Origin of the sequence: Deinococcus peraridilitoris DSM 19664, from assembly GCF_000317835.1 — a bacterium.
Taxonomy (GTDB): Bacteria; Deinococcota; Deinococci; order Deinococcales; family Deinococcaceae; genus Deinococcus_A; species Deinococcus_A peraridilitoris.
On record NC_019793.1, the window covers coordinates 2885583 to 2898998 of the forward strand.

At 62.0% G+C, this 13416-nt stretch carries 10 protein-coding genes; 7 read left to right on the plus strand and 3 right to left on the minus strand.

The window, feature by feature from the left end; genetic code table 11:
- Positions 1–335: 335 nt before the first annotated feature.
- Positions 336–2921: a S8 family serine peptidase gene (locus DEIPE_RS14020; RefSeq protein WP_015236634.1), complete on the plus strand. Its 2586-nt coding sequence runs from the start codon at positions 336–338 to the stop codon at positions 2919–2921.
- Positions 2922–2995: 74 nt separating this feature from the next.
- Positions 2996–3370 (plus strand): hypothetical protein, encoded by a 375-nt coding sequence (locus DEIPE_RS14025; RefSeq protein ID WP_015236635.1) that lies wholly within the window; start codon positions 2996–2998, stop codon positions 3368–3370.
- 6 nt (positions 3371–3376) lie between these two features.
- Here DEIPE_RS14025 and purU read toward each other — a convergent pair whose 3' ends face one another.
- Positions 3377–4249: a formyltetrahydrofolate deformylase gene (gene purU / locus DEIPE_RS14030; protein WP_015236636.1), complete on the minus strand. Its 873-nt coding sequence runs from the start codon at positions 4247–4249 to the stop codon at positions 3377–3379.
- Between the two features lie 177 nt (positions 4250–4426).
- On the opposite strand from purU, the gene DEIPE_RS14035 reads away from it, so the two are divergent.
- Together DEIPE_RS14035 and DEIPE_RS14040 are read left to right on the plus strand one after the other, a co-directional pair.
- Entirely contained in the window at positions 4427–5632 is a 1206-nt protein-coding gene (locus tag DEIPE_RS14035; RefSeq protein WP_015236637.1) for an aminotransferase-like domain-containing protein, read from the plus strand.
- Positions 5633–5739: 107 nt separating this feature from the next.
- A complete protein-coding gene (locus DEIPE_RS14040; protein WP_015236638.1) occupies positions 5740–6816 on the plus strand; it encodes an aminopeptidase in 1077 nt (358 codons plus the stop codon).
- 35 nt (positions 6817–6851) lie between these two features.
- On the opposite strand, the gene aroA is transcribed toward DEIPE_RS14040, so the two are convergent.
- Positions 6852–8174: a 3-phosphoshikimate 1-carboxyvinyltransferase gene (gene aroA / locus DEIPE_RS14045; protein ID WP_015236639.1), complete on the minus strand. Its 1323-nt coding sequence runs from the start codon at positions 8172–8174 to the stop codon at positions 6852–6854.
- A 162-nt stretch (positions 8175–8336) separates the two neighbouring features.
- On the opposite strand from aroA, the gene DEIPE_RS14050 reads away from it, so the two are divergent.
- Entirely contained in the window at positions 8337–8954 is a 618-nt protein-coding gene (locus tag DEIPE_RS14050) for an SMI1/KNR4 family protein (RefSeq protein ID WP_015236640.1), read from the plus strand.
- Between the two features lie 214 nt (positions 8955–9168).
- Here the strand turns inward: DEIPE_RS14050 and DEIPE_RS14055 are convergent, their stop codons facing one another.
- Complete coding sequence (locus DEIPE_RS14055) at positions 9169–10317, minus strand: hypothetical protein (RefSeq protein WP_015236641.1); 1149 nt, start codon at positions 10315–10317, stop codon at positions 9169–9171.
- Between the two features lie 379 nt (positions 10318–10696).
- Here DEIPE_RS14055 and DEIPE_RS23620 point away from each other — a divergent pair, with 379 nt between their 5' ends.
- Both DEIPE_RS23620 and DEIPE_RS14065 read left to right on the plus strand, forming a co-directional pair.
- Complete coding sequence (locus DEIPE_RS23620; protein WP_041230917.1) at positions 10697–11179, plus strand: hypothetical protein; 483 nt, start codon at positions 10697–10699, stop codon at positions 11177–11179.
- A gap of 991 nt (positions 11180–12170) precedes the next feature.
- Positions 12171–13367, plus strand: coding sequence for an NHL repeat-containing protein (locus DEIPE_RS14065; RefSeq protein ID WP_015236642.1), 1197 nt, complete (start codon positions 12171–12173; stop codon positions 13365–13367).
- Positions 13368–13416 lie beyond the last annotated feature (49 nt).

A 13416-nucleotide genomic window follows, 5' to 3' on the forward strand; every position in this document is an offset into this window, starting at 1 on the left:
TGCGCGATCTGGAACCGCGAAAACTCATCCACCAGGCGAAGGAAATGTCGACTTGGTCAGGACCGTTGCCGAGTGGGCAACGGGAATGTGAAAAATTCGTCGTCCTGCACGGCATGCTTATGATGCCACAATGAGTGAATACCAAGAACCGGTTAAAGCGATCTGAATAAAATGCACACGTCCTGGCGTGCTCAAGTCACTATCCTTTCCAAGGATAGAAACAACGCAAAGTCTTTTCCAAAGATTCTCTCATCGTGACCTGCTCGTGATGTTGCGGGCGGCACTTCGCACTCATGTGACCTCTTTTCAGCTTTCAGGGGTCGCACAAGGAGCCTATGTCCCTGAACTTCGTGCCTCGGAACACTGCACTGCGCCCCTCGGCCCTGCTTCTGCTGTCGCTTGCCCTGGCGGCCTGCGGAAGCCAGCAGCCGGCCAGCACCTCGACCAACGCCGTCACCGCCCAATCCCAGTCGGCGAACTCGGTCAGCGTCGCCGACGAGTCGCCGCAAGCCTGGTTCGTGGAATTTCACAACGCGCCGACTGCTGACGGGGGTAGCCTGAGTGCCACCGAGGCCGACAAGCGCAACTTTCGTGCCGAAGCCAAGCAAAAAGGCGTAAAGTTCACCGAGCGCCGAGCGTTCGGCAAGCTGTTCAACGGGATGTCCGTGCAGGTCGCGCCCGGTGAACTGGCCAAGCTGTCGCGCCTTGCCAGCGTAAAGGCGATTTACCCGGTCGAGACGATCCAGATTCCCGAAACCGAGCAGGTGGCCGAGCCTGACATGACCACTGCCCTCGCCATGACCGGCGCGGACACGGCACAAAAAGAGCTGAATCTGACTGGTAAGGGCGTCAAGGTGGCCGTCATGGACACTGGCATCGATGGAGACCACCCGGCCTTTGCAGGACGCATCGTGGCCAGTTATGACTTCGTCGGCGACGCCTTTACCGGCGGCAACACCCCGGTGCCCGGCGGCCCGCAGGACGACTGCAACGGCCACGGCACGCACGTGGCGGGCATCGTAGGCGGCAATGACCCCGCCACCGGTTTCAAAGGTGTGGCGCCCGAAGTCTCGTTCGGCGCGTACCGCGTGTTCGGCTGCGAAGGCTCCACCCAGTCCGACATCATGATCGCCGCAATGGAAAAAGCCCTCGACGACGGCATGCAGGTGCTGAACATGTCCATCGGTGCGGCCTTCAACACCTGGCCCGAGTACCCCACCGCCAAAGCCGCCACCCGCCTCGTCAACAAGGGTGTGGCCGTGGTTGCCTCGATCGGCAACAGCGGAGCCAGCGGCGCCTTCTCGGCGGGCGCGCCGGGCGTGGGCGAAAAAGTCATCGGCGTGGCGTCGTTTGACAACACCCACGTGCTGCTGAACACTTTCAGCATCTCGCCGGACGGCAAGGGCATCGGCTACCAGAACGCCTCGCCCGCGCCGGTCGCGCCCACCTCGGGCAGCCTGACCTTCGCGCGCACCAGCCCGACCCTGGTCGCCGCCGACGCCTGCGCCGCGCTGCCTGCCAACAGCCTGAGCGGCAAGGTGGCCCTGATTCGCCGCGGTGGCTGCACTTTCCACACCAAGGCCATGAATGCCCAGAACGCGGGCGCGGCGGCGGTCGTGCTGTTCAACAACGCGCCCGGTCCCTTTGGCGCCAGCGTGGCCGGCACCCCGGCGATCACGATTCCGGTCGTGGCGATCTCGGCCGAAGAAGGCGCCATCATCAACGAGCGCCTGAACGCCGGCCCGGTGGAACTCACCTGGACCGCCGAGCGCGGCACCTTCCTGAATGCCAGCGGCGACCTGCTCTCCAGCTTCAGCTCCTACGGTCTCGCCGCCGACCTGAGCCTCAAACCCGACATCGGTGGTCCCGGCGGCCTGATTCGCTCGGCGTGGCCGCTCACGCTGCCGGGGGGTGGGTACAACACCATCAGCGGCACCAGCATGTCCTCGCCGCACGTGGCGGGAACCGTGGCGCTGCTGCTGCAGGCCAAGCCCAACACGCCCTCGCAGGCGGTGCGCAGCATCTTGCAAAACAGCGCCGAACCCAAGCCGTGGTCGGGCAATCGGAACGCGGGCTTCCTGGACTTCGTGCACCGGCAGGGCGCGGGCATGGTGAACATCGTCAATGCTGTGGGTGCCACCACCCGCGTGGAACCGGGCAAGCTGTCGCTCGGCGAAAGCGAAAATGGCCCGGCCACCCGCACCCTCACACTGGAGAACAAGGGCAACAGCGCGGTGACCTACACGCTGTCTCATGCGCCTGCCCTTTCGACCGGCGGTCTGACCAACGCGCCCAGCCCCACCACCGGCTTTGCCTCCGCGAGCTTCAGCGCTCCGAGCGTCACCGTTCCGGCGGGCGGCACCGCCACGATCGACGTCACCATCACCGCCAACCCGAGCCTGGCCGACCGCAGCCAGTACGGCGGTTACGTGGTGCTCACCCCGCAAGGCGAAGGCGGCTCGGTCCTGCGTGTACCCTACGCAGGCATCAAGGGCGATTACCAGAGCATCCGGGTGCTGACCCCCACCGCCAACAACTTCCCCTGGCTGGCCAAGCTTGGCGGTGGCAGCTACACCAGACAAGCCGACGGGGCCAGCTACACCCTCAAGGATGGCGACCAGCCCTTCTTCCTGGCCCACTTCGAGCACCAGGCCCGCCTGGTACGCGCCGAGGTGTATGACGCCAAGAGCGGCAAGCTGCAAGGGCGTGCCTTCAACGAGGAGTACCTGGGCCGCAGCGGCACGGCCACCGGCTTCCGCGCCTTCACCTTCGACGGCACGACCACGCAGGGCAAGCAGGAGCGCACCGTGGCCGACGGCAGCTACTACGTCGAGCTGAAGGTCCTCAAGGCACTGGGCGACGAAAACAATCCCGCGCACTGGGAAACCTGGAAGTCCCCCACCTTCAGCATCAAGCGCTAAAGGGACACAAAAGCACACATCCACGAGGCCCGCACCCGCGGGCCTCGCGCTTTGATCGCTACACTGAAGGCTACATGAGCACCCACGACGCCCCGCCTCAAGCTGTGACCCTGCGCGACGGCACCGTGGTGCTGCTCGATCCCGACACCGCCGCGCAGGTAGCGGGCATGGCTTTTCGGCGCGATCCCACATCCGGCGCGGTCGTGCGCAAGGTCCGTGTCGGTACGGGCGTGAAAACCCAGACGCTGGCGCAGTTCGTGATGGGGGGAGCTGCCCCGCCCGGCATGCTGTGGCACCACAAGAGCGGCGACGCCAGCGACTTTCGCCGCGAGAATCTGCAGGCGGTGCGGCGCGGCACCCATCTGCCGGACGGGCACCACCGCAAGGCCGGGCAAGCGAGCGGTCAGGCGAAACGCCTGACCCGCCCAGACCCCGAGACAGACGCATAAGAAGGGTCAGAACACCAGGGTCTTATTGCCGTCGATCAGCACGCGGTCCTCCACGTGGGCTTTCACGGCGCGTGCGAGCACCGTGCGCTCGATGTCGCGCCCGATGCGCACCAGGGCGCCCAGGTCATCGCGGTGCGAGACGCGCGCCACATCCTGCTCGATGATCGGGCCCGCGTCGAGTTCCTCGGTGACGTAGTGCGCGGTGGCCCCGATGATCTTCACGCCGCGCGTCAGGGCGCTGCGGTAGGGATTGGCCCCCACGAAGGCCGGCAGAAACGAATGGTGAATGTTGATGACCGGCACGCCGACCTCGCGCAGAAAATCGCCGGAGAGAATCTGCATGTAGCGCGCCAGCACCACGAAGTCACACTGGCCCCTCAGCCGGGCGAGCAGGGCCGCTTCGGCTTCGTCCTTTTTGCCTTTTTCGACCGCGATGATCTCGAAGGGCACCCCAAAAGCGTCGGCGTCACCGCGCAGGTCGCCGTGGTTGCTGACAATCAGCGGAATCTCGACCTGCAGTTCGCCGCGCCTTCTGCGCCACAGCAGATCGAGAAGACAATGGTCGTACCGGCTGACCAGCACGGCCATGCGTTTGGGCTCGGCGGTGTACCACAACCGCCAGTCCATTTCGAAAGGAGCCGCGACCACATCCTGAAACGCCCGCTCGAACTGACCCCGGCTGAGGTCGAGTCCGTCGAGGTGAAACTCCATGCGCATGAAAAAGCGCCCGTTTTCGGGGTCGGTGCTGTGCTGGTCGCTGGAAAGGGTATTGGCCCCGTGCGAGAACAGAAACTGCGAAACGGCGGCCACGATGCCGCGTTTGTCCGGACAGGCGATCAGCAGCCGGGCGGTGTGGGGTTGGCTCGAAGCGTCGGACATCCCTGACAGGATAAGGAAGCGCAGGGGCGCAGACCCCGCGCACTGAGTAGACAGAGGAGACGCGCGGCGGTCAGGCCAAAAAGAAGTCTGATCGGGTAGTGAGCGGCAACCAAACGCGTAGGATAGAGAGCGAACGCTCGTTCGGCGCGGCCCCCGTGGCGCGCTTCAGGAGGACCCATGGAAGAACTCATCGCGGCGCGTGTGCGCACCGTCAAACCCTCATTCGTACGCGAGGTGCTCAAGGCGGCCGGACGCAAAGACCTGATCTCCTTTGCGGGTGGCCTGCCCGCCCCGGAACTGTTCGACGTCGAGGGCATGCGCCAGGCCACCCTGGAGGCCCTCGAAAAGGACCCCGTCGGGGCGTTGCAGTACGGCGCCACTGAAGGGCACGCCGGTTTGCGCGGCGAAATCGCCAAGCTGATGGCCGAGCGTGGCGCCCACATCAGCCCCGACCAGCTGGTCATCACGACCGGCTCTCAGCAGGGCATCGATCTGATCGCGCGCACCCTGCTTGATCCGGGCGACGTGGTGCTCTTGGAGCAGCCCTCATACCTCGCGGCCATTCAGGTCTTCGAGCTGGCCCAGGCCGAAATGCGCGGCATCGGGTCCGACGGCGAGGGAGTGCTGCCCGACGACCTCGAACGTCAGATTCTGGCCCTCAAGGCCGAAGGGCGCGCGCCGAAACTGATCTACCTGGTGGCGACCTTTGCCAATCCTTCCGGCGCCACGCTGTCACGCGAACGCCGCGTGCGCGTGCTGGAACTCGCTGCTCAGCACGGCATCGTGGTCATCGAGGACGATCCCTACTCCGAACTGCGCTTTCACGGTGAGAGCGTGGCGCCCATGGTGGGCCTTGCGCAGGAAGTCGAGGGTGCCGAGAACCTCAGCGTGTACCTCTCGACCCTCTCGAAAGTGGTTGCGCCTGGATTGCGGGTGGGCTGGATGGTGCTGCCGGCCTGGCTGCAGCAGAAGCTCGTCATCATCAAGCAGGCCTCGGATCTGCACGCCAGCACCTTCGCGCAGCACGTCGGCTACCGCTACCTGCAGTCGGGCCGCATGGAGCAGCACGTGCCCAAGATTCGTGAAGCCTACGGCCAGCGCGCGCAGCACATGATGGCCACCCTGGAGCGCCTCCTGCCCCGCGTGCTGCAATTCAGGGCGCCCGAGGGCGGAATGTTCCTGTGGGCCAGCATGGCCAGCGGGGTCGACACCATGCAACTCGTACCGCGCGCCGTCGACGCGGGCGTGATCTACGTGCCGGGCGCGCCGTTCTTCGCAAATCCCGAAGGCCACGCCCACCACCTGCGCCTGTCGTTCTCGAACTCGACGCCCGAGCAGATCGAAGAAGGCGTGCGGCGTCTGGCCAGCGTGGTGATGGACTGAGCGATACGCCGTCGGCCGTCCGCGAACACAGCAGGAGATGAGGAGGGGCGCCACGGGGCGCCCTCGTTTACTGACCGCCAATCGCTGAGGGCTGATAGCTTATCTCCATGTCCTACGACCACCTCAAACACGCTCGTCTTCTTGTCGATTACTGCGTCAGCGCCCAGCCGGGCGAGCGCATTCTGGTGCAGGGCAGTACGCTGGCACTCCCGCTGGTGGAGGCCCTGCACAATACCTTGCTGCAGCGCGGCGCCTTTCCGGTGGTGCGCCTGGAGTATCCCTCCCAGAGCGACGACTTTTACCGCTTCGCCCCGGACGCGTTTCTGGACACCCTGCATCCACTGCAACTGCAGGAAATCGAGAGTTTGGACGGCTCGATCCGCATTCTGACGCCCAGTGAGCCCGCCGCCGACCTCGACCCTGTCCGCAGCGCCCGGCACCGCAAAACTTTGGCGCCCGTCGCCCGTGAACGCGCCCGGCGCAAATGGAACCTGACGCTCTACCCCACGGCCTGGGGTGCCCACGCGGCGAACATGACCTCCGAGCAATACGAAGCCTTCGTGGCCTCGGCAATGTTTCTCGACACGCCCGATCCGGTGGAGAAATGGGCTGAGGTTCGCGCGTTGCAGGCCCAGTTGATCGCACGTCTCGCGCGTGCAGACGAGGTGCGTATCCTGGGCCCCGAGACGGACTTGCGCCTCAGCGTGAAGGGCCGCACCTGGGCCAACAGCGACGGCAAGCGCAACATGCCCTCCGGCGAGGTCTTCACCGGGCCGCTCGAAACGAGCGCCAACGGGCACATCTACTACGGCCTGCCCACGATCTACAACGCCCAGGTGGTGCGCGGCATCCGCCTGACCTTTCAGGGCGGTCAGGTGGTGGCCGCCAGCGCGGAAGAAGGCGACGCAGTGCTGCGGGCTGCGCTGGAAACCGACGCCGGTTCGCGTTTCCTGGGTGAGCTGGGCATCGGCAGCAACTACGGCATTCAACAGGCCAGCCAGAACATTCTGTTCGACGAGAAAATCGGTGGAACCGTTCACTTGGCTTTGGGCAACAGCTACCCCGAAACGGGCGGCAAAAACGAGAGCGCCCTGCATTGGGACATGATCGCCGATCTGCGGGGCGGCGGCCAGATTCTGCTCGACGGTGAGGTCTTTCAGGAACAGGGCCGTTTCGTAGGATAGAGGCTGGCCGCTGGATGGTCAGGTTTTCCAGTTGGTCACGCGGGGCTGAGCGCGTGATACTCGAAGCGCGCTCCGAGGGCCTCCAGGTGTCTGAAAAAGTCCGGATAACTCTTACGGATGTGGTGCGCGCCAATGATCGTAATCGGAGCCTGTGCGTGCAGACCGATCAGGGTCAGCAGCATGATCATGCGGTGGTCGCCGTGGCCGTCCACCGTGACGCCACCGGGCAGGCTTTCACGTCCCGTGACGCTCAGGCTGTCCTGGGTCTCGCTGACCTCCAGTCCGAGTTTCTGCAGTTCGCGCCGGGTGTCGCTGATGCGGTCACATTCCTTGAGGCGCAGGGTGTAGACGTTTTCCCAGGTGCTGGTGCCGCGAGCGAAGGCAGCCGCGCCGCACAGCGCCTGCACCGCGTCGGTAAAGCGGTCTCCGTCGCGCGTGACGGCACTCAGGGGAGAGCCACCGTGCACGGTCACCACATCACCCGAGAAGCTCAGTGTCGCGCCCATCTCACGCAGCACGTCCACCGTTTCGCGTTCGCCCTGCAGGTCGTCCGCTTGCAGGCCACGCAGGCGAATCTCTCCCGGCACAATGGTGCCCGCCACCAGAATGGCCGAGGAGCCCGGGTAGTCGCCGGGCACGGTCACTTCGGATGACTCATAGCGCTGGCCTCCCGGCAGCTGCACGCGGCGCAGGTCCTCGCTGGCCTCGAACTCGATGCCGAAAGTCCGCAAGGTCGCCAGGGTCTGGCGCAGCGCCGCGTGACTTTTCAGGTGGCCCGTGAGGTGCAGATCGAGCCCCTCGGGCAACAGCGGCCCCAGAAACAGCAGGGCCGACGCGAACTGCGAGGAACGCTCGGCTGACACCTCAGCCTGACCGCCGCGCAGCTGGCCTCCACGGACGGTCACGGGCAGCCTGCCGCCTTCACTCTTCAGGTCCGCGCCCAATTGCCGTAGCGCATCCAGCAGGTCGCCTTGAGGGCGCTTGCCCAGGCTGTCGGTGAAAGCCGTTTCGAAACGCGTCTCGCGCGCGAGGGCCGAGATGGCAATCAGAAAACGTACCACTGCGCCCGCGTTGCCCGGATCGAGCAGCTCACCGCTTTTGGGCGAGGCACCAAAGCCGCGAACCCGCAGACCGTCGTCTTCCGGCGTGAGGAGCGCGCCCCACTGCTGCAGGCAGCGCTGCAAGGCGAGGCTGTCCTCGCTGGTGGCCGGGCGGCGGACCAGGGTGTCCCTGGAGGACAGGGCAGCAGCCAGCAGAAAGCGGGTGGTGTAGTTCTTGCTGGGCTGGGCTGTGATCTCGCCGCGCAGTTCGCGCGCTGGCATCACGGTCACGTCGAACGCTTCGGTCATGGGGTTCATGATGCCCTTCCCTGTGCGCGAAGGCGACGGCGAACATAGACAGGGCTCTTCACGCTGCTTACCGCGCTCAGATCGTGTTTATGCGGGGCTACGAAGGGGTGCGTTCCCGCCCTCCTCAGTTGCTTGCCTTTTCACTTGACACACCGGCATTGTGAAACAGTCATGACGCCCACTACCGTGCAGCTCTGGCACGTCTTGATCGAAGCCATTGAACGGATTGTGCCGGGAACGCACCTCCGCCTGAACGGCCCCGCTTCCGAACACGACCTGGTCCAGCTTGAAGAGAGGATTGGCTTTCCCCTGCCTGCTGACGTCCGCGCGATCTACAAAGTTAATAACGGTGAAGCCGACGACTTGGTTCCAGGAGTCATCTTCAACCTCAAGTTCCTGCCAATCCGTGAAGTTCTACGTCTCATTCATGGATTCCAGGAGCTACGCGAGTCTGGAATCTGCGAAGAGGGAGACGTTCCAGACGACCGGCGGTTGCGAATCGGATTTCCGAGCGTCACGCTCGTTCCATTCCTCGACGACACGACCGGAAACCAGATCGGGTACGACGTGAACCCCGGCCCGCTTGGGAGGGCCGGACAGATTGTGGTGTTCGGCGCGGACTATGAAGAGGTGGACATCCCCTGCACTTCAATCACCGAGTGCCTCACCGTGCTCATTGAGCAGATCCAGAACGGCAATTACGTGGTGGAGAATGAGCCGTATTGTCACTATTCTGGGATGCGGTTGAAGGACAAATCGTTTTCTGCCTTGGGCAAGGTGCTGTTTTAAATTCGCACGCTCGGACAGTCGGTGGCAAATGGCCCTGGCAGAGTTCAGCACAGGACACTTTTGATTCGCCGCTGTCCAGAACGCACTTACTCGATTTCCAGACAGTAAGGGTCGTCCCGCCCATTTGCGGAAGATAAACATCAATCAGCGGAGGCGACGGGATCTCCCGCTATCCCCACTCCCTGCTCTGCTCCGCTGACCGATGCTTCAGGCGTTACTTCTGAGCAAAGCGAGCGATGAAGCCACCGTCTGCCTTCGAGCCCACCGCCCAGACCGACCCAAGCGGACTGACCGCGACGTCCCGGGTAGAGCAGGGACTACAATCAATTCTTCCGTTCCAGATGACGTTGCCGGTATCCGCGTCGAGTTTGATCAGCTTGGCCTGGTTGTCACGCGTGTATCCACCGACATACACATCCGAAGACATGTCGACATCCACGACAGACGCGGACTTGGTTTCGTATTGGGTGGGTGAAGCACTGGCCACGTTCTTCGCCCACTGCCAGCTGCCCCCGGCAGTGTACTTGGTGAGCATGTCGTACTGGGGTTCCACATCGCTGTTCCTAAGCGTGTAGGAGCTGCCGTACGGTGAAACGGCCACGTCCGTGAAGAGTCCCCCGGGAAAACTCTTGGTGATGCGCCGCTGTCCGTCAGCACCAAATCCGATCAGCGTGACCGTTTGACTGGCGCTGTCACCACTGCAGACCACGTAAGGGTAAGCGGTGGTACCGAATTTGTTGACACCGAGGCTCGGGTTGCCGCAGTCCGCTTTACCCGACACCTGCTGCGTCCACACTTTCTGGTAGGCCGTCGTCCGTTTCGTGATCGAGACGGGATACTGTCCAGCCTGACCTGAAACCGTGTACACGTTCCCCTGGAAATCAACGGCAAGGTCCATGAAATCATACACGCCTGCGCGCTCACTCCGGATTTTGTTGCCTGAGGTGTCAAATTGCAGCAGGTAACTGTCGGGATAATTGAAGCCAATTGCCGAGACCGTGCCCTTGGCGTCTACGGCAAGTTTGCGAATTTCGATGTCGCCGTTGGCATGCTGCCAGAGACGCAGGCCGTCGGGGTCGAACTTGACGAGAACGCCGCAGTTCACGCTGCAGGCATTGCCGTTGATGTCCTTGAGGATTCTTCCGCTGGCGTACAGATTCCCTGCTCCGTCGGTCGCCGCAAAGCCGAGGGCGAGGTTCGGTATGGGCTTGTAGAGCTGGTAGCTGCTGCTTTGGACGTGCATGGTCGCGTTGCTGGCTTCAGTGCCAACGGGAATGGACGGTGATTGACGGCCACAAGCGGCGAGTCCCAGCGCGAGCGAAACAATCAGGGCAGAACGGGGGAAAGAACTTGATAATTGCATGGAACCTCCAGATGAGGGATGCTGACTTTTGTCAGATCGTGTGAAATGGCGTGTTTGGTTGACTGTCAGGAAACGAAACCTGCTTCCTTCCTCAGAACGAAGGTTGAACCTTTACACGTGCTTTACGCTGAGCTGCTTGTTCACCGGCGCTTGCGTTGGGCTGAACCTGCGCTTCCGAATCTTTTAAGAAACTGGTCAGGTCCAGTCCTGGGTGCCTTCTTCTCCGAGTGCTCCTGGAGCGGCAACAGGCTGGCTGAGGAGGGCCAGGGGTATAAAACTCGGGTAAGGTCCAGCGCGAAGCCATCGGAGAGCCATCGCCAGCAGTTCCCCGCCGTAACGCAGAACACTCACGACCCTGCGGCCATGCTTGTTTCCCCAAATGGGCTTCGTCGCATTCCTCCAGACACCCACCCGCAGACTTCAAGGCAGAGAAGGTGCATTCCACCAAGAAGCGGAGCGTGTAGATGTCTCTCGCTTGCCAGATCTCGAGGTCGGTGGCCAGCGCGAACAGTTCTCCATCCTGGCCTCGCGTTACCACGACCTGCATCACGTCGCCGTACACGTTGGCTTTCTCCAGCAGGCCCACCACCTCGCCCGGCTGCACATGGCTGTAGGCTTCGTCTACGCGCAGGTGATCCACTTTGGAATCGAGCCGGATGCGGATACAACGCCTGATCTTGCGTCTATGCAGGAACGAGAACCGGTCCACCTCCAGAAATTTTCTGTCGGCCACCAGGACCTTCCGGAGGTGCTTGAGCAGTCTGCCACCAGGCTTTCGCGTGCAGTCGTGTTGCTGTTGCCGCTGCGTGGGAGCGCTCCTGACCGGGAACAACGTGAAGCCTTCGAGGACCAAGCAGCTTGAGGTCCGCTTCGCCGTGCTCCCAGTTGCGGGCAGGCGTCCTCATGGGCGTCTTGCGCAGAACAGCCCTCAAACCGCTTTGAGGGCTTGCGCGCGTCCGTTCTGCCCAAGAAGGCCCGGTCAATGGCCAGGACGAGCTTGCCGGGTGGCAGCAGGGGATCAGGAAGCACAAAAACGCTGCCCCATCCAGTTGCTCGTCTCGCAGACAGCGTTCCGCTCGGCGATTCTTCGCTTCGAAGGAAGCCACGCCGGGTAGGTGGGGAGCAAGACAAGCGTGTCGGGTGGATTGCGCCAGGATCAGGGGCACAGACGACATTGGTTACTCTTCTGAGGGTGTCGATGCGCAGAAAGGGCGAGTGGCGTTTGAGGAGTTCGGCCAGGCCAGTAGATCGAGCAGAGCGGTGTCTTGGGTTGTCACAACCCCTTGATGCCGCTCTTTCATGAGACCCACGGCCCTCAGCAACGATCAACGGGAAAACGGTGTCCAGAACAGCAGCCAGTTAAAGGTGTCCGTACTGAAGTCTGTGGCGCCACTGGAGGGTAAACGGTCGGTCTTTGCTCTTGAATCGCATTTGGGGCGTTCTTTGGTTGTCGATCTCAGCATTTTCTGTATATAGGATGATGGAAACTCTTTAGATCTGAGCACGCTCCAGTAGATGGAATCCATGTGGAGTACGACCCGGGGTAGTAGTACATAGGATTTGGTTGACAGTTACAGGAAAGGTTGTTGTTTCTCAGAAGGTGAAGGCTCGCCAGTATCCTATTGGCAGCTGACTAATTTTTGTAGGGTTCCGCTTCCGATCGAAGGAAGCAGATTTACCTGCTCTTATAGCGTTATTCATAGGCTTTTCTGAGGACAATTTAAGCGGGGGAAAAATACTGCCCAAAGAAAAGGTGAGCGGAGGTACACCCCAGGCGCATGATGGAAACGTTTACATCGTCCACAGTACGAGTCGGCAGTCGTTCTTTCGCTCGCCTCACTCCCGGAGGTTTCATGCATCACGTCGCGCTCGCTCGGCCTGTCGTGCTCAGTACACTCGCCCTTTCACTTGCCGCCTGCGGACAGCAGACCGCTTCACCCGCGCAGTCCGCAGGGCCCGCACTTCTGCACGCACAAGCACTTCCGTACCTTGACTGGACGAAATCCGGTCTCGGTTCCTCATACATTCATGCAGCGTCAGACGTCGCAGGGAATGTCATCGCAAGCGGAGCGTCATTGATCGCAAAACATGACAAGGACGGTCAGCTCCTGTGGAGTAAGGCATTTACCAACCAGTATGGAGCGAGCTTCTCTCGTCTTACCACCGACAGCGCGAGCAATGTCTATGCCGTCGGTGCTTACGGTGCTCAGGACATCTGCTGCCCCACGCCAGACAACATCAGCTTCCTGGTCAAGTATGACCCGAACGGCACCCTCCTCTGGATAAAAAAGGCTGACAGCAGCAATCCCTATCTCTATCTCGATGCTGCCGTGGACAATCAGCGCAACGTCTACACGGTCGGTTACGCAGACCAGGGCATGCGAATTGCGAAGTACAGCCCGGCGGGTCAGCTGGTGTGGCTGCGCCTCCTCAGTACCTATGGTGAGGGCTCGTTTTTCCCCTCTGGCTGCAGTTTGCCGAAGATTGCCGTAACGGGTGGAGGGAACGTTTTCATGGCGTGCACCGAGGGTACGAATAGGCAGATCTCGCTCACCAAATTGGACGTGAATGGTTGGCGGGTCTTCACCAAGACCTTCGGGACGACCGGAGGGGCAGTCAACACCGTGGTGCGATTGGTGACGTCCGCTGATGACAGCGTACACGTGTTGCGGGAAACGTCCCTGGGAGCCGGGAACGTCCAAACAACGTTTGGATTGACGAAATATGACGCCGTCGGAAACTGGAAATGGTATCAACAGCTCGCCGGAAACGACACCCGAGTGCAGGACGTGGCAGTCAGCCCGTCGGGAAGTGTGCTGGTCACTGGCTATACCTATGTACCATTCGGCTCGAACGTCAATGGAAGCAACATCGGCGATGTTGATTATTTCTTGGGTCAATACGACATCAATGGCAAGAAAATTATTGTAAAGCAGTACGGCGCAGCGGGAAAGAACTCTTTTGGAAACGGTATAGCGCTCAGCCCGCTTGGGAAAGTGTTCGTAGTGGGTAGGCAGGACCGGGCCATTATTTCGCGGTTCACGCCGTAAAGAGAACCATGGTCAGCAGTTTGCTGAAAGGGCACAGGTTGGTGTGGTG